The 24,901-nt window shown below is 75.2% G+C and carries 20 protein-coding genes and 1 tRNA gene; 20 read left to right on the top strand and 1 reads right to left on the bottom strand.

Going from position 1 to position 24,901, the window contains the following annotated elements; all coding sequences use genetic code 11:
* Window positions 1–62: 62 nt before the first annotated feature.
* The 3 genes from ACI79T_RS03135 to ACI79T_RS03125 are packed head-to-tail and all read left to right on the top strand — an operon-like array spanning window position 63 to window position 4,394.
* Window positions 63–1,346 (top strand): Coenzyme F420 hydrogenase/dehydrogenase, beta subunit C-terminal domain, encoded by a 1,284-nt coding sequence (locus ACI79T_RS03135; protein WP_456608591.1) that lies wholly within the window; start codon window positions 63–65, stop codon window positions 1,344–1,346.
* A complete protein-coding gene (locus ACI79T_RS03130) occupies window positions 1,339–3,438 on the top strand; it encodes a glycosyltransferase (RefSeq protein WP_456608590.1) in 2,100 nt (699 codons plus the stop codon). Before ACI79T_RS03135 ends, ACI79T_RS03130 begins: the two co-directional genes overlap by 8 nt.
* Window positions 3,435–4,394: a glycosyltransferase family 2 protein gene (locus tag ACI79T_RS03125; RefSeq protein WP_456608589.1), complete on the top strand. Its 960-nt coding sequence runs from the start codon at window positions 3,435–3,437 to the stop codon at window positions 4,392–4,394. The genes ACI79T_RS03130 and ACI79T_RS03125 overlap by 4 nt, the downstream gene beginning before the upstream one ends.
* A 31-nt stretch (window positions 4,395–4,425) precedes the next feature.
* Here ACI79T_RS03125 and ACI79T_RS03120 read toward each other — a convergent pair whose 3' ends face one another.
* A complete protein-coding gene (locus ACI79T_RS03120) occupies window positions 4,426–5,469 on the bottom strand; it encodes a glycosyltransferase (RefSeq protein ID WP_456608588.1) in 1,044 nt (347 codons plus the stop codon).
* 131 nt (window positions 5,470–5,600) lie between these two features.
* On the opposite strand from ACI79T_RS03120, the gene ACI79T_RS03115 reads away from it, so the two are divergent.
* The 17 genes from ACI79T_RS03115 to ACI79T_RS03035 all read left to right on the top strand — a co-directional run bounded on the left by ACI79T_RS03115 (window position 5,601) and on the right by ACI79T_RS03035 (window position 24,880).
* Window positions 5,601–6,680, top strand: a complete 1,080-nt coding sequence (locus ACI79T_RS03115; protein WP_456608587.1) for a polysaccharide pyruvyl transferase family protein — start codon at window positions 5,601–5,603, stop codon at window positions 6,678–6,680.
* A gap of 113 nt (window positions 6,681–6,793) precedes the next feature.
* The gene (locus tag ACI79T_RS03110; RefSeq protein ID WP_456608586.1) at window positions 6,794–8,221 is read left to right on the top strand and encodes a lipopolysaccharide biosynthesis protein; all 1,428 of its coding nucleotides are present in this window, start codon (window positions 6,794–6,796) and stop codon (window positions 8,219–8,221) included.
* A complete protein-coding gene (locus ACI79T_RS03105; protein WP_456608585.1) occupies window positions 8,218–9,600 on the top strand; it encodes a hypothetical protein in 1,383 nt (460 codons plus the stop codon). The genes ACI79T_RS03110 and ACI79T_RS03105 overlap by 4 nt, the downstream gene beginning before the upstream one ends.
* A complete protein-coding gene (locus ACI79T_RS03100) occupies window positions 9,597–11,123 on the top strand; it encodes a polysaccharide biosynthesis tyrosine autokinase (RefSeq protein ID WP_456608584.1) in 1,527 nt (508 codons plus the stop codon). Before ACI79T_RS03105 ends, ACI79T_RS03100 begins: the two co-directional genes overlap by 4 nt.
* A complete protein-coding gene (locus tag ACI79T_RS03095; protein ID WP_456608583.1) occupies window positions 11,110–11,769 on the top strand; it encodes an arsenate reductase/protein-tyrosine-phosphatase family protein in 660 nt (219 codons plus the stop codon). Before ACI79T_RS03100 ends, ACI79T_RS03095 begins: the two co-directional genes overlap by 14 nt.
* Before the next feature lie 135 nt (window positions 11,770–11,904).
* Window positions 11,905–12,357: an adenylyltransferase/cytidyltransferase family protein gene (locus ACI79T_RS03090; RefSeq protein WP_456608582.1), complete on the top strand. Its 453-nt coding sequence runs from the start codon at window positions 11,905–11,907 to the stop codon at window positions 12,355–12,357.
* A 162-nt stretch (window positions 12,358–12,519) separates the two neighbouring features.
* Window positions 12,520–16,056, top strand: coding sequence for a transcription-repair coupling factor (gene mfd / locus ACI79T_RS03085; RefSeq protein ID WP_456608581.1), 3,537 nt, complete (start codon window positions 12,520–12,522; stop codon window positions 16,054–16,056).
* Between the two features lie 227 nt (window positions 16,057–16,283).
* Window positions 16,284–17,267 carry a peptidylprolyl isomerase gene (locus tag ACI79T_RS03080; RefSeq protein WP_456608580.1) on the top strand — a complete coding sequence of 328 codons (984 nt, stop codon included), beginning with the start codon at window positions 16,284–16,286 and terminating at the stop codon, window positions 17,265–17,267.
* Between the two features lie 4 nt (window positions 17,268–17,271).
* Window positions 17,272–18,195 (top strand): MazG family protein, encoded by a 924-nt coding sequence (locus tag ACI79T_RS03075; RefSeq protein ID WP_456608579.1) that lies wholly within the window; start codon window positions 17,272–17,274, stop codon window positions 18,193–18,195.
* A 51-nt stretch (window positions 18,196–18,246) separates the two neighbouring features.
* Window positions 18,247–19,581, top strand: a complete 1,335-nt coding sequence (locus ACI79T_RS03070; RefSeq protein ID WP_456608578.1) for a mechanosensitive ion channel family protein — start codon at window positions 18,247–18,249, stop codon at window positions 19,579–19,581.
* Window positions 19,582–19,613: 32 nt separating this feature from the next.
* Entirely contained in the window at window positions 19,614–20,891 is a 1,278-nt protein-coding gene (gene eno, locus ACI79T_RS03065) for a phosphopyruvate hydratase (protein WP_456608577.1), read from the top strand.
* A 10-nt stretch (window positions 20,892–20,901) separates the two neighbouring features.
* On the top strand, window positions 20,902–21,510 hold the full coding sequence (locus tag ACI79T_RS03060; RefSeq protein WP_456608576.1) for a septum formation initiator family protein: 609 nt from the start codon (window positions 20,902–20,904) through the stop codon (window positions 21,508–21,510).
* Window positions 21,507–22,037 carry a DUF501 domain-containing protein gene (locus tag ACI79T_RS03055; protein WP_456608575.1) on the top strand — a complete coding sequence of 177 codons (531 nt, stop codon included), beginning with the start codon at window positions 21,507–21,509 and terminating at the stop codon, window positions 22,035–22,037. The genes ACI79T_RS03060 and ACI79T_RS03055 overlap by 4 nt, the downstream gene beginning before the upstream one ends.
* Window positions 22,034–22,984: a Ppx/GppA phosphatase family protein gene (locus tag ACI79T_RS03050; protein WP_456608574.1), complete on the top strand. Its 951-nt coding sequence runs from the start codon at window positions 22,034–22,036 to the stop codon at window positions 22,982–22,984. The genes ACI79T_RS03055 and ACI79T_RS03050 overlap by 4 nt, the downstream gene beginning before the upstream one ends.
* Before the next feature lie 10 nt (window positions 22,985–22,994).
* The gene (locus tag ACI79T_RS03045; protein ID WP_456608573.1) at window positions 22,995–23,762 is read left to right on the top strand and encodes a uracil-DNA glycosylase; all 768 of its coding nucleotides are present in this window, start codon (window positions 22,995–22,997) and stop codon (window positions 23,760–23,762) included.
* Window positions 23,763–23,803: 41 nt separating this feature from the next.
* A tRNA-Leu gene (locus ACI79T_RS03040) sits at window positions 23,804–23,877 on the top strand.
* Window positions 23,878–24,028: 151 nt separating this feature from the next.
* The gene (locus ACI79T_RS03035) at window positions 24,029–24,880 is read left to right on the top strand and encodes a Bax inhibitor-1/YccA family protein (RefSeq protein ID WP_456608572.1); all 852 of its coding nucleotides are present in this window, start codon (window positions 24,029–24,031) and stop codon (window positions 24,878–24,880) included.
* The last annotated feature ends 21 nt before the right edge of the window (window positions 24,881–24,901 follow it).

The raw sequence follows: 24,901 nt of genomic DNA, 5'->3' as shown, positions 1-24,901 counted from the left end.
GAATGGACCCAGACCCGGGACGCCTGTCCCGGCCAGCCGACGCACGCACGCGGGAGAGCGACATGTCCTCCACCGCCGGGCACGACCAGCTCGTGCCGCCGGCCGTCACCTCCCTTCCTGCTCCCGGGCTGCTGGATGCGGTGTCCCGCGTCGTCGCCGCGGGCAACTGCTCCGGCTGCGGCGCGTGCGCCCAGCTGCACCCCGGGCTGGAGATGCGGCTCGATCCCGACGGGTACGCGCGGCCGGCACCGGTCCCCGTGCAGATCACCGCCCGCCCGCTGCCGGTCGACCCGGCCGACGCGGTCGACGCGTTCGCGAACAGCTGCCCCGGACGGCGCGTGGTGGCCCAGCACCCGACCGGCGCCGTGCGGCACGGCGTCCTCGGTCCCGTGGTCGCCGCCTGGGAGGCCTGGGCGACCGATCCGGAGATGCGGCACGCCGGGAGCAGTGGCGGGGTGCTCACGGCGCTGTCGGCCTGGCTGCTTGCCGGCGGGCAGGTCGGCCAGGTGGTCGGCGCCCAGCCCGATGCGGCCGCCCCCGAGCGCACGGTCGCCGTCGCCGTGACCGACCCCGCGGGGGCGCTGGCCGCCGCCGGCTCGCGGTACGCCCCGGTCTCCAACGCGGCGCACCCGGCGGCGCTGGCCGCCGACGGCGCCGTCGTCGGCAAGCCGTGCGAGGTGTCGGCCCTGCGCGCGCTGAGCGACGGCCGCCCCGACGGCGCCCCGCTGCTCATGTCGTTCTTCTGCGCCGGTGTCCCGACCCAGCAGGCGACGACCGGGTTGCTGCGGGAGCTGGGCGTGCCCGAGGACGAGCGGGTGACCGGCCTGCGGTACCGCGGGCACGGCTGGCCGGGCGACTTCACCGCGACCACCGCCGAGCGGACGGTCACCGCCGGCTACGACGAGTCCTGGGGCCGGCATCTCGGGGCGACCACCCAGTGGCGCTGCAAGATCTGCCCTGACGGGCTCGGCGAGAGCGCCGACGTGGTGGCCGGTGACTACTGGCACGCCGACGACCGGGGCTACCCGGTGTTCTCCGACGGCGCCGGCCGCAGCGTGCTGATCGCCCGCACCCGGCGGGGGGCCGACCTGGTCGAGCGCGCCGTGGCCGCGGGGGTGCTCAGCACCCGGCCGGTCGACCTCGCGACCGTCCTGGCCGTGCAGCCGCTGCAGGTGGGCCGTCGCCGGACCCTGACCGGCCGCCTGCTCGGGGCGGCCCTCGGCGGCCGCCCGGTGCCGCGCTACCGCGGCTTCGGACTGGTGGCGGCCGTGCTGCGTGCCCCCCGGGAGAACGTCCGGGCCGCCCGGGGTGCCCGGGCACGGGTCCGCAGGTGGTCGCGTGCCTGACGTCCCCCTCCCCGCGAGTGGGCCGATCGGCGTCGTCGTCGTGAACTACGGCTCGGCGGGGCTGCTCGCCGACAACCTCCTGGGTGCCGCGGAGCTGGGCCCCGACGTGCGCGTCGTCGTCGTGGACAACTTCTCCACCGCCGGGGAACGCCAGGCGGTGACCCGGCTGGGCCGCGACCGTGGCTGGGAGGTCCTCCCGCTGCCGGACAACCGCGGCTTCGGCGCGGCCACGAACGCCGGCGTCGCCGCCGCGCGGGCGCAGGGCTGCGTCACCTTCCTGTGCCTGAACCCGGACGCGCAGGCGACCCCCGAGGTGATCGCCGAGCTGCGCGCGCACAGCCTGCGTGAGCCGATGGCGATGCTCAGCCCGCTGATCGTGTCCTCGGCGGGGGAGGAGGAGTTCGGCGGCTCCACCCTCTCGCTGCGGGACGGCCGGATCCGCGGCGACCGGCCGGGGCGCCCGCGGCTGCCCGAGGCGGAGCCCTGGCTGACCGGGGCCTGCCTGGTGGTGCACGAGCAGCTGTGGGAACTCGTCGGCGGCTTCGACGAGCGCTACTTCCTCTACTGGGAGGACGTCGACCTCAGCCATCGCGCGCTGGCCGCCGGCGGCCGGCTCGTGGTGCGCCGTGACCTCCGGGTGGTGCACGACGAGGGCGGCACCCAGGGCGAGCGTCGTGGTCGCGCGAAGTCCGCGCTGTACTACCGCTACAACTGCCGCAACCGGCTGGCCTTCGCCGCTCGGAACCTGACCCGCCGGTCCCTGCTCCGCTGGGTGGTCCGGACCCCGGCGGTGAGCTGGGAGATCCTGCTCCGCGGCGGTCGCCGTCAGCTCGTGCAGTCCCCCCGGCCGGCCTGGGCCGCGCTGCGCGGCACCGTCGAGGGCCTGGGCATCGCACTGGCCGCGCTCCTCGCGCCCCACCGCCGGCCGCGTCCCACCGCCTCCCGGTCGGGCGGTCCGCGGCGGGTGCTGCTCGCCCATCCCGGGGCGGAGCTGTACGGCTCCGACCGGGTGCTCCTCGAGTCCGCGGCCGCGCTCACCGGCGGCGACCGGGTCGTCGTGGTGCTGCCGGACGACGGGCCGCTCGCGGCGGCCGTGCGCGAGCTCGGCGCCGAGGTGGTGCGCTGCCCGATGCCGGTGCTGCGCAAGGAGGCGCTGCGGCCCCGCGGCGCGGTGCGGCTGGCGGTCCAGGCGGCCACCGGCCTGCTGCCGGCCGTCCGGCTGCTGCGCACGGCCGGCCGGGACGGCGTCTACGTCAGCACGCTGACCATCCCGAGCTGGATCGTGCTGGCCCGGCTGCTGCGGATCCCGGTGGTGTGCCACGTGCACGAGGCCGAACGGTCGGCCGGTCCGCTGCTGCGCCGGCTGCTCGCCCTGCCGGTCTCCTGGGCCTCGTCGGTGGTGGTCAACAGCTGGTTCAGCCTGGACGTGCTGACGGCGTCGGCGCCCGCGGTCCGGGACCGTGCCGCCGTGGTCTACAACGGGATCCCGGGGCCCGGCGCGGTCACGCCGGCGCGGTCCGCGCTCGACGGTCCCGTGCGGCTGGTCTACGTCGGACGGCTGTCGCCGCGCAAGGGCCCGCAGGTCGCCGTCGCCGCCCTCGCCGAGCTCCGGCGCCGGGATGTGCCGGCGTGCCTCGACCTGGTGGGCTCGGTCTTCCCCGGCTACGAGTGGTTCGAGGCCGAGCTGCGGGCGACCGTCGACCGGGAGGGGCTGACCGACGTCGTGTCGTTCTCCGGTTTCCGGCCCGACGTCTGGCCGGCGCTCGCGGCCGCGGACGTCGTGCTGGTCCCGTCCGTGGTCGACGAGCCGTTCGGCAACACCGCCGTGGAGGCCGTGCTGGCCGCCCGCCCGCTGGTCGTCAGCGACACCAGTGGCCTGCGCGAGGCGGCCGAGGGCTACCTGTCGGCCCGCCGGGTGCTCCCGGACCGGCCGCACGACTGGGCCGCGGCGATCGCGGAGCTCGTGGCTGACTGGCCCGACGTCCGCGAGCAGGCCCTGGCCGATGCCGGGCGCGCGGCGATCCGGCACGCGCCCGCGACCTACCGGGCCGACCTGGCCGCCCGCCTGCACGAGGCCTGGGACCGGCGGTGAGCGCGGCTGCGCGCACGACCGTGGCCGTGCTGACGTACCGCCGACCCGAGCTGCTCCGCGCACTGCTGCCCGAGCTGCTCGCCCAGGCCGCGGACGCGTGCCCGGAGTGGGGACCGGTTCGGGTCCTGGTCGTGGACAACGACCCGGGGGCCACCGGACGGCCGGTCGTCGCGGAGCGGTCGGCGGGGACCGCACCCGCCGTCTCGCTGGTGCACGTGAACGAACCCACCCCCGGGATCGCGGCCGGGCGGAACCGTGCCCTGGCCGAAGCCGCGGACTCCGAGCTGCTGGTCTTCATCGACGACGACGAGCTGCCCTCCCCGGGATGGCTGGCCCACCTGCTGCGGACCCGCGAGCGGACCGGCGCCGCCGCGGTGGCCGGCACGGTCACCTCGCGCTTCCCCGGGCCCCTGCCCGAGTGGATCGTCGCGGGCGGGTTCTTCGAGCGCCGGCGACTGCCCACCGGGACCCCGATCGACGTGGCCGCCACCAACAACCTCGCCCTGCACCTGCCGCAGGTGCGCGCCGCCGGTCTGGCGTTCGACGCGCGCTTCGGCCTGACCGGCGGCGAGGACACCCTGTTCACCCGGCAGCTGGCCGCGCGCGGCGCCCGGCTGGTCTGGTGCGCCGAGGCGGTGGTGACCGACCTGGTGCCGCTGGAGCGCGCGACGCCCCGGTGGGTGGTGCGCCGGGCGTTCAGCTCGGGGAACTCGATGACGCGGGTCGACCTGGCCCTGGCCACGTCCCTGCGTGCGCGGTGCGCGGCGCGGCTGCGCGGAGCCCTGCGCGGTGGAGCGCGCGTGCTCGGCGGGGGAGTGCGCTGGGTGGCGGGGGCACTCGTCCGCGACCTGACCCACCGTGCGCGCGGGGTGCGCAGCCTCGCCCGCGGAGCCGGGATGGTCGCCGGCGCCCTCGGGCACGGCTACCAGGAGTACGCGGGCAGCCCCGGCGCCTGACCCGCCCCGCCGTCCCGGCGGTTCGGCCCGGTCAGTCCTGCCCGCGCCGGCGGACGAGCGAGACGGCCCGGCGGTAGGCGGCCAGGTGCCTCGCCCCGGCCTCCTCCCACCCGCGCGCATCCAGGCGCGGGGAGCCGGACGTGCCGGCCTGCTGCACCGACCGGAGCGCGGCCAGCAGCGTCTCCGCGGTCAGCTGTCCGGCGAAGGTGCGCACCCATTCCCGGCCCACCTCGTCGGCCAGTGCGCGGTTCACCTCGTTGCCGGGCACCAGGACGGGCCGGTCGAGGGAGAGCGCGGCCAGCACGCCGCCCGAGTTGTGCATCTCGGGGTAGGGGAGCACGACCAGCTCCGCGCCGGTGATCGTGGCCACCAGGTCGTCGTCGGGCAGGAAGCGCAGGTCGAGGGTGATCCGCGGGTCGCCGTCCGACAGCGCCCGGATGCGCTCGGCCAGCTCGTCGCTGGTCGGCCGGCCGGCCACGACCAGCTCCGCATCCGGGGCCTCCGCGGCCGTGCCGCGGAACGCCTCGATCAGCTGCTCGACGCCCTTGTACCCCCGGATCTGCCCGGCGAAGGCGAGCCGTCCGGGGACCGGGGTGTGCCGGGGCTGGGCGGTGAACCAGTCGCGGTAGTGCCCGTGGGGGATCAGCTCGTCCGCGGCTCCGGCTGGCAGCGGGGTGTCGGTGTTCAGCCGGATCCACAGCGTGGTCCGGCGTTCGGCGAGCCGGAGCAGGGCCTCCTGCAGCCGGGAGAGCCCGCGGGGCAGCTCCGGGTTGTGGATGGTCCGCACCCAGGGCGTGCGGGTGACCGCGAGCCGGAGCAGGAGGAGGACGAAGAACAGCTGCCGGGCGGCGCGCCTCGGTCCGGTCCGGCCGTCGACCAGGATCTCCGGCCAGTGCGCGTGGAACACGTCGATCCGCCCCAGCAGGGCCCGGCGCCGGGAGAAGGTGCGCAGCTCGACGTCCGGCAGAGCGGCCAGGCTCCGGCCCAGCAGGACGACGTAGGGATTGGTCGTCGGCCGGGGAGCGGGGAAGGACTGGAGGACGACGAAGGGCCGCCTCGCCCGGGGAACGGTCACGGAACTCCCGTCACTCCCCGGGGTTAGGCCGGGGGCTTCGTCCTACCTGTCACGGCCGGGGCGGCCGCAGGATGAGGACCTGATCCTGCCGGACCGCCGGTCCGGGTACCGACCGCCACCCGGGAGTGTGCATGCGCGTCCTGGTCCTCTGGGCCGACGATACGTCGCCCAACCTGGGCGTCCGGGCACTGGCCGAGGGCACCGCCGCACTGGTCCGTTCCGTGTGGCCGGACGCCGTCGTGGAGTTCCAGAACTACGGTTCGCGGACGGCGCCGGCCCGCGTCGGTTCGCCCCGGGTCCTGCTGGACGACTGGGTGACCCGGCGGCACGGGGTGCGGAACTGGGCACGGTCGTTCGACCTCGTGGTCGACACGCGCTCGGGCGACAGTTTCGCCGACATCTACGGCCTCGACCGCCTCGTGGCGATGAGCGCCCTCGGCGAGTTCGTCCACCGGTCCGGCGTCCCGCTGGTCCTCGGTCCGCAGACCATCGGGCCGTTCCGGTCCCGGCGCGGCGAGCTGATCGCGCGGCGCAGCATGCGCACCGCGGCGCGGGTCATGGCGCGCGACGGCAGCAGCGCCGGCTGCGCCGAGGAGCTGGGCCGGCGGGTGGACGTCCGCACGACCGACGTCGTCTTCGCCCTGCCCACGCCCCCGCGTACCGGCGGTCGCGACGTCGTCCTCAACGTCTCGGGGCTGCTCTGGAACGGCAGCCCGCACGTCGACCCCCGGACGTACCGGGCCGCGGTCCGCGAGCTGTACGCCGGGCTGCAGGCCCGTGACCGGAGGGTCACGCTGCTCGCCCACGTGCTGGACGGGCCGTCACCGGACAACGACGTCGCCGCCGTCCGGGCGTTCGCCGCCGAGGTGGGGGGCGACGTCGAGGTGGTCGTGCCCGGCTCCCTCGCCGAGGTCCGCGACGTGGTCGCCGACGCGGAGCTCGTGCTCGGCTCCCGCATGCACGCCTGCCTGAACGCCCTCTCCGTCGGCACCCCCGCGATCCCGCTGAGCTACTCGCGCAAGTTCGAGCCGCTGCTCGCCGACCTCGGCTGGACCGCTCAGGTGGACCTGCGGTCGGCCGCCACGCCGGCGCAGGACGCGCTGGCGCTCATCGACCGGGCGCCTGCCCTGGCCGCTCAGGTCTCGGACCTGCGGGAGCGGGCCGCCGCGATGCTGGAGCCGGCCGCCGCCGCGCTGCACGCGCTGCGGTGACCGGGACCCTGGGTCCCGCTGGTCCGCAGGCGGTACCGGGGCCGGTCGAGCCGGGCTCGGCGCAGCCGGTCGCAGGGCGGGGCCTCGGCGGCCGCGGGGCGCGGGGCGCGGCCGTGACCGTCGCCGGGCAGGGCGTCAAGATCCTGGTGCAGGTCCTGTCGGTGGTGCTGCTGTCCCGCATCCTGTCCCCGGGGGACTACGGGCTGATCGCCATGGTGACCGCGGTCATCGGCGTCGCGGACATCTTCCGCGACCTGGGGTTGTCCACCGCCGCCGTGCAGGCCCGCACGCTGACCGAGCGGCAGCGGGCGAACCTGTTCTGGATCAACGCGGCCCTGGGCCTGGGCCTGGCGGTGGTCGCCTTCTGCCTGGCTCCGGTCCTCGCCGCGCTGTACGGGCAGCCGGAGCTGGTGGGCATCGGGCAGGCCCTGGCACTCACCTTCCTGCTCAGCGGCCTGGCCACGCAGTACCGGGCGGACCTCACCCGCCGGCTGCTCTTCGGCCGGCTGGCGGTCGCCGACGTCGTCGCGGCCGTCGTCGGCCTGGCTCTGGCGCTGGGGGCGGCGCTGGCCGGCGCCGGCTACTGGGCCCTCGTCGTCCAGCAGCTCGGCCAGTACGGCGTGATGCTCGTCCTCGTCGTGATCGGCGGCCGCTGGCGTCCCCGCCTGCCGTCCCGGGGCGCCGAGATGGGCGGGCTGCTCCGCTTCGGCTGGCACATGGTCGGCACGCAGGTGATCGGCTACGTGGCGAACAACGCCGACTCGGTGGTCATCGGGGCACGGTTCGGAGCGGGTGCCCTCGGTCTCTACAACCGGGCGTTCCAGCTGCTCATGACCCCGCTGACGCAGGTCCGCGCCCCCATCACCCAGGTGGCGCTGCCGGTGCTCGCGGCGGTGCAGGACGAGGCGCGGCGGCTCACCCGCTACGTCGGGCAGGGCCAGCTGGCGCTGGGGTACACCCTCGTCGCCGGCCTCGGCCTCGTGGTGGGCACCGCCCCCCAGCTGGTGTCGGCGCTGCTCGGGGACACCTGGCAGGAGGCCGCGCCCCTGCTGGCGCTGCTCGCGGTCGCCGGAGCGGTGCAGACCCTCGGCCTCGCGAACTACTGGGTGTACGTGGCGTGCGGCCTGACCGGCGCGCTGCTCCGGTACTCGCTGATCCAGGCCACGGTGAAGATCGCCTGCGTCCTGGTCGGCAGCTCCTGGGGCGTCGTGGGGGTCGCCGCCGGCTACGCGCTGGCGCCGCTCCTCACCTGGCCGCTGTCCTTCTGGTGGCTCTCCCGGTCGACGGCGCTGCCGATGCGTCCCCTGGTCGGCAGCGCGGCGCGCGTGCTGGGCGTCTTCGTCGTGGTCGCGACCGCCTCCCGGCTGGCCGCCGCTGCGGTGGCGGAGTCCTCGCCCTGGGTGGGTCTGGCGGCCGGGGTGGCCGCCGGGGCGCTCGCCGTCGCGCTGCTGTACGTCGTCCTCGCGCCCGTGCGCCGCGACGTGCGCACCGTGCTCGGCCTCGGCCGGCAGGCCGTCACCCGCGCGCCGGCGGTCCGATGAGCGGCCTCCTCACGGCGGTGAGCGGCCCGACCGCCGACCGGCTCCTGCTGGCTGCGCTGGCCCTCGCGGTGGCCGGTCTGCTGCTGGTGCTCGGCCGGCGCCGGCCGATCCTGCTCGCGGTCGGCTACCTCGGCGTCATGTGCTTCGTGCCCATCTGGGGCGGCGTCTCCGTGGGGGTGTACCTCCAGCCCCAGGTGCTCGCCGGCCTGCTCGTGCTCGCCGTCGCCGTGCCGGGGATCCGGCGGGCAGGCGGCCGGGTGACCGTCGTCGACCTGCTGGTCGTCCTCCTCGTGGTCGGTTGCCTGGCCCCGCTCGCGGTGGGTGCGGCGACGCTGTCCAGCGTGGTCGTGGCCGCGGTGCAGTACCTGGGCGCGTACCTCGTGGGTCGCCTGCTGCCCTCGCTGGTCGGGTGGGACCGGTTGCTGCGCCTCGTGCTCGTGGTGTTCTCGTTGCTCGCCGCCACCACGCTCGCCGAGAACCTGACCGGCACCAACCCCTTCCTGTCGTTCCCCGGTTCACCCGGTCTGCGCGCGCTGTGGGACGGGATCCAGATCCGGGGCGGCGTGGCCCGCGCCGAGGGGGCGTTCGGTCACTCCATCGCCCTGGGGGCGAGCCTGGCCCTGGCCCTCCCGCTGGTCCTGGCCGCCCCCGTGCGGGCGTGGGTGCGGGTGACCGCCGCCGCGCTGATGCTCGGCGCGGTGGTCGTGACCTACAGCCGCATCGGCCTGGTCACCGCCGTGTTCGGGGTGGCGCTCTCGGTGCTGGTGGCGCGGGAGCTGACCGTCCGGCTGCGGGTCCTCCTGGTGGGGGCCGGCGCGGCGGTCCTCGCGGTCGCCGCGCCGTTGCTGAGCCGGGTGTTCCTCGCCGCCGGGGACGAGGCCACGAACAGCGCCGCCTACCGGGCCGACCTGCTCGCCCTCGTGGGCGAGATCGACGTGCTGGGCTTCTCGTCGGCCTTCTCGCGGGGTGCCGACGGGTCGGTGCGCTTCGACTCCTTCGGCTCGATCGACAGCGCGCTCATCCTGCACGGGCTGACCTACGGGTGGCTGCCGCTCCTGGTCGTCCTCGTCCTGCTGGCCTCCGCGGTGGTCGCCGTGATGCTCCGCCGGGCGTCCCCGCCGACCATCGCGATCGTCGCCCAGGTGCCGGCACTGGCCACGGTCGCCCTGATCACGCAGTACGCGACCCTGGTGTGGTTCGTCGGCGGCCTGGCCGTGTGGGCGCAGGCGGCGCGCTCGCCGGGCCCTGCGACGCCGCCCGCGGACCTGCCCCGGCCCCTCCCCACAACGGATGACTCGGGGTCTGAGCTGGGCGTTCCCCGGATAGCCTCGTCCCAGCAAGAGCCGCTCGACTCCCGGGTGGCAGGGGGGCGAGTGTGAATCTGCGCGGATACCTGGACGTCCTGGTCCGGCGATGGCTGACCGTGGTCGTCGTCGGGGCGGTCTGCCTCGGCGCGAGCCTGGGTCTGAGCCTCGCCGCGACGCCGGTCTACAGCGCGTCGGCGAGCCTGTTCTTCTCGCTGCAGTCCGGCAACAACGCCAACGAGCTGGCGCAGGGCTCGAACTTCACCCAGAACCAGATGGCCTCGTACGCGGCGCTGGCCACCACGGCAGCCGTGCTGCGCCCGGTCATCGAGGACCTCGAGCTGGGGACCGACCTGCGGGACCTCGCCCGGCAGATCCGGGTGACCACGCCGAACGACACGGTCGTCCTCGAGATCCAGGTGTCGAGCACCTCCGCCGCGCAGGCGGCGGAGATCGCGAACGCGGTCGCGGAGCACCTGACCCAGGCGGTCGACGACCTCGCGCCGGTCGACACGCAGGGGAACGCCACGGTCCGCAGCTCCGTGGTCGCACCGGCCGTGGAGCCGAGGTACCAGACCTCGCCGAACACCCGGCTGAACCTGGTCGTCGGAGCCCTGCTGGGGATGGTCCTGGGTGTGCTGATCGCGCTGCTGCGGGAAGCGCTCGACACCCGGGTGCGGTCGGCGGACGACGTCCGTCCCCTGACCGACGCACCGGTCCTGGCCCAGCTGCCCCTCCACCCGGCGTCGGCCGGCGGTCTGGTCGTGCACCAGCTGCCGCGCAGTCCGCAGGCAGAGCTGTACCGCCAGCTGCGCACCGCGACGCAGTTCCTCCGGATCGGTGGCCGGCCGCTGATGCTGGCCGTCACCTCCGCCCTCCCGGGCGAGGGCAAGTCCACCGTCGCCACGAACCTCGCGCTCGCGCTGAGCGAGACCACCGACCGGGTCTTGCTCGTGGACGCCGACCTGCGTCGCCCCACCGTCGCCGACCGGCTGGGCCTGGAGGGGGCGGCGGGTCTGTCGACCGTCCTGGTCGGCCGGGCGTCCTTCGACGACGTCGTCCAGGAGTGGGGCGCGCCCGGACTGGCCGTGCTGACGGCCGGCGAGATCCCGCCGAACCCGGCGGAGCTGCTGTCCTCGCCCGGCATGGCCGAGTTGGCCGCCCAGGTCCGGGACCGCTACGACGTGGTGATCTGGGACAGCGCGCCGCTCCTGCCCGTCACGGACACCCAGGTGCTCTCCGCGCACACCGACGGCGTGCTCCTGGTCGCCTCGGGCCGCCGGCTGCAGCGGGCGCAACTGACCGCGAGCCTGGACGCGCTGCGCCAGGTCGAGGCCCGGCTGGTCGGCGTGGTGCTCAACATGCTCCGCGGCGGCGCCGGGGTCGCGACGTACGGGTACGGCCCGTACACCGGGCCTGCGGGCGCCGGCCGGTGGTCCCGCCTCGCGGCGCGGTTGCGCACGGGTGCCGTGCCGGGCCCGGTCGCCGCCGGGCCGGTCGCTGACCGGCCGGTCGTGGACCGGCCGGCGCGCGTGGCGGCGGAGGTGCCCGTCCAGCCCCGGGGCCGCGCACCGGTGGCCGTGGATGAGCGTCGCTGAGCCCCCGCGACCGGTGCCCGGGCGTCCCCGCCCCGCATCCGGCCGGGCCGGGACCCACGTCCTCGCGGTGTGCACCGGGAACGTCTGCCGGTCACCCGCCACCGAGCGGTTGCTCGCCGCCCGGCTCGGCGCGCGGTCCGGCATCACGGTCGCCAGTGCGGGCACCCACGCGCTCGTGGGTCAGCCGGTCGACCCACCGATCGCGGAGCTGGTCCGCGCGGCCGGCGCCCTGCCGGAGCCGTTCACCGCACGGCAGCTGACGGCCGGTGAGATCCAGGCCGCCGACGTCGTCCTGGTCATGACGCGGCGGCACCGCTCCGCCGTCGTGGCACTGGAGCCCGCGGCGGTCCGGCGCACCTTCCTGCTCCCGGAGCTGGCCGCACTGGCCGGAGCGGTCGCGGACGCGGGCTGGACCGCGGACGACCCGGCTGGACGGCTGGCCGCGCTTCCCGGGCTGGTGCCTGCCCGTCGCGGGCAGGTCCAGCTGCCGGAGCTGCTCGAGGTCGACGACCCCTACCTGCAGCCGGCTGCCGTCCACGCACGCGTGGTGGGCCAGATCGGCGCAGCCGTCGACCAGTTGGTGCGGGCCCTCCTGCGACCCGGCGTCGACCCCTCCCGATCGGGTGATCCCTCCCCGGAATCCTGACGCTCAGTGACCGCGGCGGCGTAGCGTCCTGCTGCGACTGCTCGTCGACCAGTCGAAGCATCGGTGTGCTGGTGACTGAGGGTGAAGGCTGGTGGAGAACTCCGCCGGGCCATCCCACGGACCGGAGGTGTTCCCATGACCGTGACCGGATACGCGCCAGGCGCATACGACCTGTTCCACATCGGGCACCTCAACATCCTCAAGCACGCGGCGGAGCACTGCGACCGGCTGATCGTGGGTGTGGTGTCCGACGAGATGCTGCTCCTGACCAAGGGGCGCGCACCGGTGATCCCGCTGGCCGAGCGCATGGAGATCGTGCGGAACCTGCGCTTCGTCGACGACGTCCACGCCGAGGTCGTGCCCGACAAAGTCGACACCTGGCGGGAGGTCGGCTTCGACGTCATCTTCAAGGGCGACGACTGGCGCGGGACCGCCAAGGGCGACAAGCTCGAACGAGACTTCGCCGCGGTCGGCGTCCGGGTGCACTACTTCCCGTACACCATGCACACGTCGAGCACGGTGCTGCGCAGGGCGCTGGCCGCCATCGATGCCGAGCAGCCCGTGGGCCGGATCGCCCGCACCTCCTGATCGCCCCTCCGGCACGCCCCGCGGGACCCGTCGGGCACCGGCCCCGGTTCCTGCTCCGGCGGACCCCGGCGGACGGCCGCCGCGCGGACTAACCTGGGCTCCGGCCCCTGCCGCACTCGGCGGCACGTGCGCGGCCGACCGATCCCCGGGAGAAGAAGAAGCGTGACCCTGCGCGGCGTGCTCGACGTCGTCCTGACCGATCCCGGGATGGCCCGCGTGGTCGCCGCCGCGGGGAGCGCCGAGCTCGCCGTCACCGCGCCGCCTCCGGTGCAGCCGCTGGTCGCCGCCGCGCTCGCCGCGCCGGGCGGGGCGCAGGTGCCGGTCCTGGTCGTCACCGCCGGCGAGCGGGACGCCGACGCGGCCGCCGACCTGCTGCGCTGCTTCCTGCCGGACCGGCGGGTCGAGGTCTTCCCGGCCTGGGAGACGCTGCCGCACGAGCGCCTCAGCCCGCGGGCGGACACCGTCGGCCGGCGGCTCGCGGTGCTGCGCGACCTCACCCACCCCGGCGCCAACGGGACGATCGACGTCCTGGTCGCCCCGGTCCGCAGCGTCCTGCAGCCGCTGTCGCCGGGCCTCGGCGACCTGACGCCGGTCGAGCTCAAGCCCGGGGACGCCGCCGAGCTCGACGACATCGCGCAGGCGCTCTCCGACGCCGCCTACACCCGCGTCGAGCTGGTCGAGAAGCGCGGCGAGTTCGCCGTCCGCGGCGGGCTGCTCGACGTCTTCCCGCCGACCGAGCCGCACCCGGTGCGGGTGGAGTTCTGGGGCGACGAGGTCGACGAGCTGCGGTACTTCTCCGCCGCCGACCAGCGCTCGCTGGACGAGCGTCCCGACCGCCTCTGGGCACCGCCCTGCCGGGAGCTGCTGCTCACCGACGAGGTGCGCGCCCGCGCCGCCGCGCTCGCGGTCGAGCACCCCGGCCTGATCGAGGTCCTGGGCAAGCTCGCCGAGGGCATCGCCGTCGAGGGCATGGAGTCGCTGACCCCCGCCCTCATCGGGGACGCCGCCATGCAGCTGCTCACCGACCTGGTGCCCGCCGGCACGCACGTGCTGGTCTGCGACCCCGAGCGGGTGCGCAGCCGGGCCGCCGACCTGGTGCGCACCGCCGAGGAGTTCCTCGCCGCGTCGTGGGCGACGGCGGCCGAGGCGGGGGAGGCCCCGCTGGACCTCGGGGCGTCGTCCTTCCGCGACCTCGCCGACGTGGAGACCGCCGCCCGGACCCGCGGGCTGCCCTGGTGGACCACCGGGGCCTTCACCCTGCAGGCCGAGGACGACGAGCACCAGGTCACCCTCGACGCAAGCCCCGTCGAGCGGTTCCACGGCGACCAGGGCGCCGCCGTCGAGCGGATGCGCGGGTGGCACCGCGACGGCTGGCGGGTCGTCGTCACCTTCCCCGGCCCCGGCCCCGCGCAGCGCGCCGCCGACCAGTTCACCGAGGCCGACCTCGGCGTCCGGCTGGTGCCGGACGTCGCCGGCGCGCCCGACGCCGGGCTGACCCACGTCACCCAGGGCAACCTGGAGACCGGGTTCGCCTTCCCGGGCGTCGGCCTGGCGCTGCTCACCGAGCACGACCTCACCGGGCAGCGCGGCACCTCGATGCGCGACGCGGTGAAGATGCCGGCCCGCCGGCGCAACGCCGTCGACCTGGTGCAGCTGCAGCCCGGCGACCTCGTCGTCCACGAGCAGCACGGCGTCGGCCGGTACATCGAGATGATCAGCCGCACCGTCAACGGCGGGCAGCGCGACTACCTGATCGTCGAGTACGCCCCCTCGCGGCGGAACCAGCCGCCGGACCGGCTGTTCGTGCCGACCGACGCGCTCGACCAGCTCACCCGCTACGTCGGCGGCGAGGCGCCCGCGCTGTCCAAGCTCGGCGGCGCCGACTGGCAGAAGACCAAGAGCTCGGCCCGCCGGGCGGTCAAGCAGATCGCCGGCGAGCTGATCCGGCTGTACTCCGCGCGGATGGCCACCCAGGGCCACGCCTTCGGGCCGGACACCGTGTGGCAGCGCGAGCTCGAGGACGCCTTCCCGTTCCAGGAGACGCCCGACCAGCTGGCCGCGATCGACGAGGTCAAGGCCGACATGCAGCAGACGGTGCCGATGGACCGGATCATCTGCGGCGACGTCGGCTACGGGAAGACCGAGATCGCCATCCGGGCCGCCTTCAAGGCGGTGCAGGACGGCAAGCAGGTCGCCGTCCTGGTGCCGACGACGCTGCTGGCCAACCAGCACTTCAAGACCTTCTCCGAGCGGGTCGCGCAGTTCCCGGTGACGGTGAAGGTGCTCTCCCGGTTCCAGTCGGACAAGGAGACCACCGAGATCCTGCGGCAGCTGGCCGCCGGGGAGATCGACATCCTGGTCGGCACCCACCGGCTGCTCCAGCCCACCACCCGGTGGAAGGACCTCGGCCTGGTCATCGTCGACGAGGAGCAGCGCTTCGGCGTCGAGCACAAGGAGTACCTGAAGACGATGCGGACGGCGGTCGACGTGCTGTCGATGTCCGCCACCCCGATCCCGCGGACCCTGGAGATGAGCCTCACCGGCATCCGCGAGATGTCGACGATCCTCACCCCGCCCGAGGAGCGGCACCCGGTGCTCACCTACGTGGGCGCCTGGGCCGACAAGCAGATGGCCGCGGCGATCCGCCGCGAGCTGCTGCGCGACGGGCAGGTCTTCGTCATCCACAACCGGGTGCAGTCGATCGACAAGGCCGCGGCGAAGATCCGCTCCCTGGTGCCCGAGGCCCGGATCGCCGTCGGGCACGGGCAGATGAAGGAGCACGAGCTCGAGCGGATCATGGTGGGCTTCTGGGAAAAGGAGTACGACGTCCTGGTCGCGACGACGATCGTCGAGTCCGGCCTGGACATCCCGAACGCCAACACCCTGATCGTCGACCGCGCCGACACCTTCGGCCTCTCGCAGCTGCACCAGATCCGTGGCCGCGTCGGCCGGGGCCGGGAGCGGGCCTACGCCTACTTCACCTACGACCCGACCCGCACGCTCACCGAGACCTCGGTCGACCGGCTGACCACCATCGCCAACAACACCGACCTCGGGGCGGGCATGGCGGTGGCGATGAAGGACCTGGAGATCCGCGGCTCGGGCAACCTGCTCGGCGGCGAGCAGTCCGGGCACATCGCCGGTGTTGGGTTCGACCTCTACGTCCGGCTGGTGGGCGAGGCGGTGGCCGACTACCGGGCGCAGGTGACCGGCGAGGAGGCCCCCGCCGAGCCGGTGGAGGTCCGCGTCGACCTGCCGGTGGACGCGCACCTGCCGCACGACTACGTGCCCGGCGAGCGGCTGCGCATGGAGGCCTACCGCAAGGTCGCCTCCATCTCCGACGACGAGCAGGCACAGGCCGTGCTCGACGAGCTCACCGACCGGTACGGGGCCGCACCGGCGCCGGTGCTCAACCTGCTCGCGGTGGCCCGCTTCCGGGTGGCCATGCGGTCGCTCGGCATCACCGAGGTGACGCTGCAGGGCCGGAACATCCGGGTCGGCCCGGTCGACCTGCCGGAGTCCAAGCAGATGCGGCTGGCCCGGCTGGCCGACGGCGCCTCGTACAAGGCCGCGGTGCGGACCATCTCGCTCAAGGTGCCGGTGGGCCCGGACCGCCGGACGCCGCTGCGCGACGTCGCCCTGCTCGAGAACCTGCACGCGACGCTGAAGGCGGTGCTCGACCAGCCCGTCGCCGCCTGACAGCTGCGGGAGCATCGCAGCGAGCGCCAGCGAGCGAGGAGCGGACCGGAGCGCGGAGGGCGGCTGTGTGGTTGCCGCCTGACAGCTGCGGGAGCATCGCAGCGAGCGCCAGCGAGCGAGGAGCGGACCGGAGCGCGGAGGGCGGCCGTGTGGTCGCCGCTGCGTCCTAGGACGGCGAGCGGGGCGGCGTGCGGCGCAGGTCACACCACGTGTGGGAGTCTCCCGGCGTGCTGATCTCCCGCGCTGCCCGGGCCGGTGCCGCCGTCGCACTGGCCGCCGTCGCCCTGGCCGGCTGCCGGACAGACCCCTCCGTCGCCGCCTACGTGGGGGACGAGCAGATCGCGGTCGGCGAGCTGGAGTCGGCCGTCGACCAGCGGCTGGCCGACCCGGAGGTCGCCGCCGCCGCGGCCGGTCGCGAGGACGAGCTCACCCGACGGGTGCTCGGGCTGCTCATCGAGGGGGAGGTCCACGACGCCGCGGCCGAGCGGTACGGCGTGCAGGTCACCGAGGCCGAGGTCACCCGCCGGATCGAGGAGCTGCTGGGCAGCGACGACCCCGACGCGGTCTACGGCCGCCTCGCCCAGCAGGGCATCGGCCGGGCCGACGTGCGCGAGAGCGTGCGCCAGCAGCTGCTGCGCCTCGAGCTCGCCGAGGCGGAGGGGGACGTGGCCGCCCTCGACGAACGCGCGCTGCGGGCCCGGTACGAGGAGGTCCGGGAGGAGCTCGGCCAGGTCGAGTTCGGCTACGTCACGGTGCCCGACCAGGCCACGGCCGACGCGGTGGCCGCGGAGCTGACGGCCGATCCGGCCCGCTACGCCGAGGTGGCCGCCCGGTTCGCCGGCCCGTACACGCAGCCCGCTCTCGACCGCGCGGCTCCCGCGGAGCTGCCGCCCGTGCTGGCCGGTCCGCTCACCACGGCGGAGCCGGGGACGGCGGTCGCGGTGCCGGTACCCGAGACCGGGGGGATCGTCGTCGCGCTGCGCACCGGCACGGTCTACCCGACGTTCGAGGAGCTCCGGCCGCAGCTCGAGGAGGAGGCCGCCGAGGCGGTGGAGGAGGCCGTGCAGCCGCTGCTCGACGAGGTCCGGGCCGACCTCGATCCGACGGTCAACCCGCGCTACGGCGTCCTCGAGGAGGGCCGGCTGCTGCCGGCAGACGGCGGGGTCGTCGACATCCTGGGGGACGAGCCGGAAGCGGCTTCGGCAGACTGACCGGGTGCCCGTCGCCCTGGTCGTCACCGTCAACCCCCGCCTGCCCGCACTCCTCGGCGCGGCCGGCTGGCACGCGGTGTCCGGCGACCGTGCGGTCGTCGCGCTGCCCGGCGCCGGCGCGGAGGCAGCGATGCTCCGGGCGGCCGGGGTGGCGGTGGAGGAGCTGCCCGGCGCCGCGGCCGCGGCCACCCGGGCGGACTCCGTCGTCTGCCTGGCGTCGCCGGACGAGGCGGCCGCCTTCCCCGACGTCCCGGCGGTGGTCGGGGCGCCCGAGCCGCCCGGTGCGCGGCTGCTGGACGTCGTCACGGTGATGGACCGGCTGCGGTCACCGGGCGGCTGCCCGTGGGACGCCGAGCAGACCCACGCCTCGCTGCGCGGCTACCTGCTCGAGGAGGCGCACGAGGCCTACGACGCGATCGTCGACGACGACCCGGTGGCGATGCGCGAGGAGCTCGGCGACGTCCTCCTGCAGGTGGTCTTTCACGCCCGCGTGGCCGCGGAGGCGGGGGAGGAGCGGCGCTTCGACGTCGACGACGTGGCCGGTGACCTGGTCGACAAGCTGGTCCGCCGGCACCCGCACGTGTTCGGCGACGCCGGGCCGCGCGATGTCGCGCAGGTCGAGGCCGGCTGGGACGAGATCAAGAAGGCGGAGAAGCAGCGCCGCTCGCCGACCGAGGGCGTCTCCCGGTCGCAGCCGGCCGCGTCCTGGGGCGCCGCCCTGGTCCGCCGGGCCGGGCGGGCCGGTCTGGCCACACCGGCGCCCGCGGAGCTGACCGTCGACAGCCCCGAGGCGCTCGGCAAGCGGCTGCTCGCCGTGGTGGCGGCCGCCGAGGCCCGCGGCTGGGACGCCGAGGACGCGCTGCGCGAGGCGGTCCGCCGGTACGCCGGCGAGCTGGACGCCGAGGCGGAGGAGCGCGCCCGGGCCTGACTCACCCGGCCGGGGGGTGTCCGGCCGACCGGCAGGACCTAGCGTTGTCCGGTGGTACCGACCGCCCCCGTCGCCGCAGGAAGGAGCGCCGCCCTGTCCGCACCCGCCCCCGCGTCCACCGAGGCCCGCGCCGCCGTCGAGCAGGTCGAGGACGTCCTCCCGGAGGAGACCTGGCAGCTGTTCGCCCTGCTGGCCGCCGCCGCTCTCGGCGCCTGGCTGGTCGGTGTGCTGATCGGGGTCCTGGTGCGCCGGCTGGCCCGCACCTCCGTGGTCGCCGCCGATCTGTCCCGGCGCGGCCGGACACCGCTGCGCACCCTGCTGGTGCTCATCGCCGTCACCGTGGTGCTCGACGCGGCACCGGAGGTCGGTGACTGGCGGGACCCGGTCGTGCGGGTCCTCGGGCTGGCGCTGATCGCGACCGTCGGCTGGCTGGTGGTGGTCGCGGTGCAGGTGGTCGCGGACATGGCGCTGGCCCGGTACGACGTCGACGTCGTCGACAACCGGCACGCCCGCCGGGTCCGGACGCAGATCGGACTGCTGCGCCGGCTGGCGATCGTGCTGGTCGCCATCCTGACGGTGGCCGCGATGCTCCTGACCTTCCCCACCGCCCGGGCCGCCGGCGCCGGCATCCTGGCCAGCGCGGGGGTCATCTCGATCGTCGCCGGTCTGGCCGCGCAGACCTCGCTGGCCAACGTCTTCGCCGGGCTGCAGCTGGCCTTCACCGATGCCATCCGGGTGGACGACGTCGTGGTGGTCGAGGACGAGTGGGGGCGGATCGAGGAGATCACGCTGACCTACGTCGTCGTGCACATCTGGGACGACCGCCGGCTGGTCCTGCCCTCCACCTACTTCACCACGACCCCGTTCGAGAACTGGACCCGCAAGGAGTCCGCAGTCCTCGGCTCGGTGGAGCTGGACGTGGACTGGACGGTGCCCTTCGACGAGATGCGCACCGAGCTGCACCGACTGCTGGAGGACGAGGGCGACCGGGGCCCGGAGCTCTGGGACGGCCGGGTGGGCGTGCTGCAGGTGACCGACGCGGTCGGCTCGGTGGTGCGGGCGCGGGTGCTGGTCAGCGCCCAGGACGCCGGGACGCTGTTCGACCTGCGCTGCCACGTGCGCGAGCAGCTGGTCGGCTGGCTGCAGCGGGAGCACCCCGCAGGGCTGCCGCGGGTGCGCGTCGAGGGCACCCCCGCCGCCCCGGCGGCCGGCCGGGCGGACCGGCGGGCAGCGGCGCCGTCGGTGACGGACAGCTCGCTGTTCACCGGCAGCACCGAGGCACGGGAGCGTTCGCGGGCGTTCGCCGGGCCCAGCCAGGAGGAGGTCGCCGACCGCGACACGACGCCCGGACCCCCGGACGAGCACCACCCGGCGCGCGGCAGCTGAGGTCGCCTGGCGCAGCTGGTTAGGCTGCCCCCGTGCCGAGCATCGATGCCGTAGGCGCGCGGGAGATCCTGGACTCGCGCGGAAACCCCACCGTGGAGGTCGAGGTCGCCCTCGACGACGGGACGATCGCCCGGGCCGCCGTGCCCAGCGGCGCGTCCACGGGCGCCTTCGAGGCGGTCGAGCTGCGGGACGGGGGTGAGCGGTACGGCGGCAAGGGCGTGACCAAGGCCGTCGACGGCGTCCTCGACGTCATCGGCCCGGAGCTGGTCGGCTACGAGGCCAGCGAGCAGCGGCTGATCGACCAGCGCCTGCTCGACCTCGACGGCACCCCGGACAAGTCCCGCCTGGGCGCGAACGCCATCCTCGGCGTGAGCCTGGCCGTCGCGCGCGCCGCCGCCGACTCCGCCGGCCTCCCGCTGTTCCGCTACGTCGGTGGACCGTCGGCGCACCTGCTGCCCGTGCCGATGATGAACATCCTCAACGGTGGCGCCCACGCCGACAGCAACGTCGACGTCCAGGAGTTCATGATCGCCCCGATCGGCGCCGGCACCTTCGCCGAGGCGCTCGCCATGGGCACCGAGACCTACCACGCGCTCAAGGCCGTCCTGAAGGGCCGGGGCCTGGCCACCGGCCTCGGCGACGAGGGCGGATTCGCCCCCGACCTCCCCAGCAACCGGGACGCCCTCGACCTCATCGCCGAGGCGGTGGAGAAGGCCGGCTACACCCTCGGCGCCGACATCGCCTTCGCCCTCGACGTCGCCGCGACCGAGTTCCACACCGACGGCGGCTACGACTTCGAGGGCCAGTCCCGCTCGGCGGAGTACCTGGTGGACTACTACCGGGGCCTGGTGGACGCCTACCCGATCGTCTCCATCGAGGACCCGCTCGACGAGGAGGACTGGGACGGCTGGATCGCGATGACCGCCGCGCTCGGCGACCGGGTGCAGATCGTGGGCGACGACCTCTTCGTCACCAACCCGACGCGGCTGGCCGACGGCATCGCCCGCGGTGCGGCCAACGCGCTGCTGGTGAAGGTGAACCAGATCGGCACGCTCACCGAGACCCTCGACGCGGTCAACCTGGCCCACCGCAGCGGCTACCGCTGCATGATGAGCCACCGCTCGGGCGAGACCGAGGACACCACGATCGCCGACCTCGCCGTCGCCACCGACTGCGGGCAGATCAAGACCGGTGCCCCGGCGCGCAGCGAGCGCGTGGCCAAGTACAACCAGCTGCTGCGCCTGGAGGAGGAGCTGGACGACGCCGCCCGCTACGCCGGTGCGGGGGCGTTCCCCCGGCTGAACGGCTGAGCTGGGACCGATGAGCAGCGTTCGTGGCCGGCGGGGCGGCCCCCCGGCCGACGGACGACGGACGACCGGCCGGGTGCCGCGGGTGCAGCACACCCGGCCGGTGCGCACCGGGCTGCGGTCGGGCGCGTCCAGCCGGCCCGGGCAGCGGCGTCCCAACCGCCGTCCGGAGCGGCGCGCGGCCGCCGCTCCGGCGGTCCGTCGCCGGCCGCTGTTCACCGGCCGCGCGGTCGTCCTGGTCGGGCTGGTGCTGCTGCTGGCGCTCACCCTGGCCGGCCCCCTGCGGCAGTATCTGGCCGGACAGGCGGAGCTCACCCGGCTCGCGGCCGAGGGGGAGGCGCTCGACCAGCGGGCAGCCGACCTGGAGGGCGAGCTGGAGCGGCAGTCCGACCCGGCCTACGCGCAGCGGCAGGCGCGGGAGCGGCTGTCCTACGTGCTCCCCGGTGACCGGCTGGTGATCGTCGTCGACGGTGAGGCCGTCGAGGGCGACGCCGGCACCCTGGCCGCCGCCGCGGTGCAGCCCGAGCCGTTGTCCTGGTACGAGGGGCTGATGCGGTCGGTGGAAGAGGCCGACGGCGGGGACGGGACCGACGAGACGGGCACGGGAGGTGCGGGGGAGTGAGCGAGCCGGTCACCCCGGAGGACCGGGACGTCGTCGCGCGGCAGCTCGGCCGGCCGCCGAGAGCGCTGGTGGGTGTGGCGCACCGCTGCCCGTGCGGCCAGCCCGACGTGGTCGAGACCTCGCCGCGGCTGGAGGACGGGACACCGTTCCCGACGCTCTACTACCTGACCTGCCCGCGGGCCTCGGCCGCCGCGAGCCGGCTGGAGTCCGCCGGCCGGATGCGGGAGTGGCAGGACGAGCTGGCCACCGACCCCGCGCTGGCCGAGGGGTACCGGGCGGCGCACGAGTCGTACCTGGCGACCCGGGACGCCCGTGACGTGCTGCCCACCCGCGCCACCGCCGGCGGCATGCCCGACCGGGTCAAGTGCCTGCACGCCCTCGCCGGGCACGCGCTGGCCGCCGGCCCCGGGGTGAACCCGATCGGTGACCGCGCCGTCGAGGGCATGGGGGAGTGGTGGGCCAAGGGCCGCTGCGCACTCCCGGAGGGCCCATCCTCCGAGAGCTCTGGCCCCGAGGACGACGCGTGACCCGGGTCGCGGCGATCGACTGCGGCACCAACTCCATCCGCCTGCTGGTGGCCGACGTGCCCGCCGAGGGTGGGCACACCGACCTGCTCCGCCGGATGGAGGTGGTGCGGCTCGGCCAGGGCGTGGACGCCACCGGCCGGCTCGCACCGGAGGCGATTGAGCGCACCCGGCTGGTCCTGGCCGAGTACGCGGCGGCGGCCCGCGAGCTGGGCGCCACCGACGTCCGGATGGTGGCCACCAGCGCCACCCGGGACGCGGCGAACCGCGCCGACTTCGAGGACATGGTCCGGGCCACGCTGGGCCGCACGCCCGACGTGGTGACCGGCCGCGAGGAGGCCGAGCTGTCGTTCCTCGGCGCCACCGGTTCGGTCGCCGCCGCGGCGGCGGCGCACGGCCTGCAGCCGCCCCGCCCGCCCTACCTGGTGGTCGACATCGGCGGCGGCTCGACCGAGTTCGTCCTGGGCGACGCCGACGGCGTGCTCGCCGCGCGGTCGGTGGACATCGGCTGCGTCCGGCTCACCGAGCGCCACCTGCACGACGACCCGCCGACGCCCGAGCAGATCGCGCTCGCCGAGCGGGACATCCGGGCCGCGCTGGCCGACGTGACCGCCGAGGTGCCCGTGGGCCGGGCCGCCACCCTGGTCGGGCTGGCCGGGTCGGTGACCACCGTGGCCGCGCTCGCGCTCGACCTGCCCACCTACGACTCCGACGCCATCCACGGCTCCCGGATCCCGGTCGACGACGTCCGGCGGGTCACCGCCGGGCTGCTGGCGGCCACCCGGGCGCAGCGCGCGGCGTCGCCGGTCATGCACCCCGGCCGGGTCGACGTCATCGGGGCGGGTGCGCTGGTCCTGCGCGTGCTCATGGACGAGTTCGGCCTGCCCGAGGTCACCGTCAGCGAGCACGACATCCTCGACGGCATCGCGCTGCGCCTCGCCCGCGGCTGAGCGGCTCCGCATGGCACTCGACGCCGACGGCTTCCCGGTCACCCGCACACCGGCGGGCGTGGTCCGCGGCGCCCGGGCGGTCCGCGACCTCGCCGTGCTCGACCAGCGCATCTCCGGCTGCTACGCCTGCCCCCGGCTGGTCGCGTGGCGCGAGGAGGTCGCGCAGGTCAAGCGGGCCTCGTTCCGCGACGAGGACTACTGGGGCCGCCCGGTGCCCGGGCTCGGCCCGGCGGACTCCCGGATCGCCGTCGTCGGGTTGGCGCCGGCCGCCCACGGCGGCAACCGCACCGGCCGGGTGTTCACCGGTGACCGCAGCGGCGACTGGATCTTCGCCGCGCTCTGGCGGGCGGGGCTGGCGAACCAGCCCACCTCCACGCACCTCGGGGACGGGCTCGAGCTGACCGACGTCCGGGTGGCCGCCGCGGTGCGCTGCGCGCCCCCGGCGAACGCCCCCACGCCGGCGGAGCGCGACACCTGCTCGCCGTGGCTGGCCCGTGAGCTGGAGCTGCTGCCCCGGCTCCGGGTGGTCGTCGTCCTCGGGGGCTTCGGCTGGACGGCTCTGTGGCCGGTGCTCGCCGCCGCCGGGTACGCGCTGCCCCGGCCGCGGCCGGCGTTCGGCCACGGCGTCGAGGTGGAGCTGACCGGGCCCCGAGGCCCGCTGACGCTGCTGGGCAGCTACCACGTGAGCCAGCAGAACACCTTCACCGGCAAGCTCACCGAACCGATGCTCGACGCCATCCTGACCCGGGCGACGGAACTGGCTGCGACCGCCGGGTGAGGTCCCGGGGGTCGTCCCCGGCCCGCTAGCGTGCGCACCGCGCCCCCGTAGCCCAATCGGCAGAGGCAGGCCCCTTAAAAGGGTCCCAGCGTCGGTTCGAACCCGACCGGGGGCACCGCACCGCCCACCGCCGGCGTGACCCAGGACACCCGGGCGGGGGATCTCCCGGCGTCCTGGAACGCTTCGGGCGTGTCGGGCGTTGACCTGACCGAGTGGAGTGCAGGAGGTTGGCTCCACGACCGACGAGTCACCTCGAGGAGATGACGATGGCCAGTAGGAACCCGGCGTTCAGCCGTGGGTTCGGGAACGCGGGCCCCGGCCAGCAGCAGGCCGGCTGGGGCAACACGTCCCAGTACGGCGCGCCCCAGTACGGGGCCCCGACGCAGTACGGCGCCCCGGCGCCGCAGCAGGACGCGTACACCGCACCGTCCCCGTACGGGACGACCGCGGACACGCGGTACATGACGATGGACGACGTCGTCACCAAGACGGGCCTGGCGTTCCTGGTCACCGTGGTCTCCGCCGCCGCCACCTGGGCGATGCCCGGTCAGGCTGCGTGGGGGCTGGCGATCCCGGCCGTGCTGGTCGCCTTCGTGCTGGGCCTGGTGATCGCCTTCAAGCAGATCGCCAACCCGGCCGCGACGCTGGCCTACGGCGGGCTCTACGGTGTCGCCCTCGGCACGATCAGCGAGGCGTTCAACGACGTCTACCCGGGCATCGTCATGCAGGCGCTGATCGGCACCTTCGGTGTCTTCGCCGGCATGCTGGTGGTCTACAAGACCGGCGCCATCCGGGTCACCCCCAAGCTGACCCGCTGGGTCATGGCCGCCGGTATCGGTGTCCTGGTCCTCATGGTGGCCAACTTCGTGGCCGCCTGGATCGGTGGCGGCGACGGCCTGGGCCTGCGCTCCGGCGGTCCGCTGGCGATCGGCTTCAGCCTGCTGGTGATCGGTGTGGCGGCGTTCTTCCTGCTGCTCGACTTCGACATGGCCGACGAGGCCATCCGTCGTGGGGCGCCGGCCAAGTTCGCCTGGTACATCGCCTTCGGTCTGCTCGTGACCGTCATCTGGCTGTACATCGAGATCCTGCGACTGCTCAGCTACCTCCAGGACGACTGACCTCGTCCACACACGACAGTG

It is taken from the genome of Blastococcus sp. SYSU DS0619, from assembly GCF_054051035.1.
Note: the sequence above shows the minus strand (reverse complement) of the source record. Positions and strands in the feature narration are given on the sequence as shown.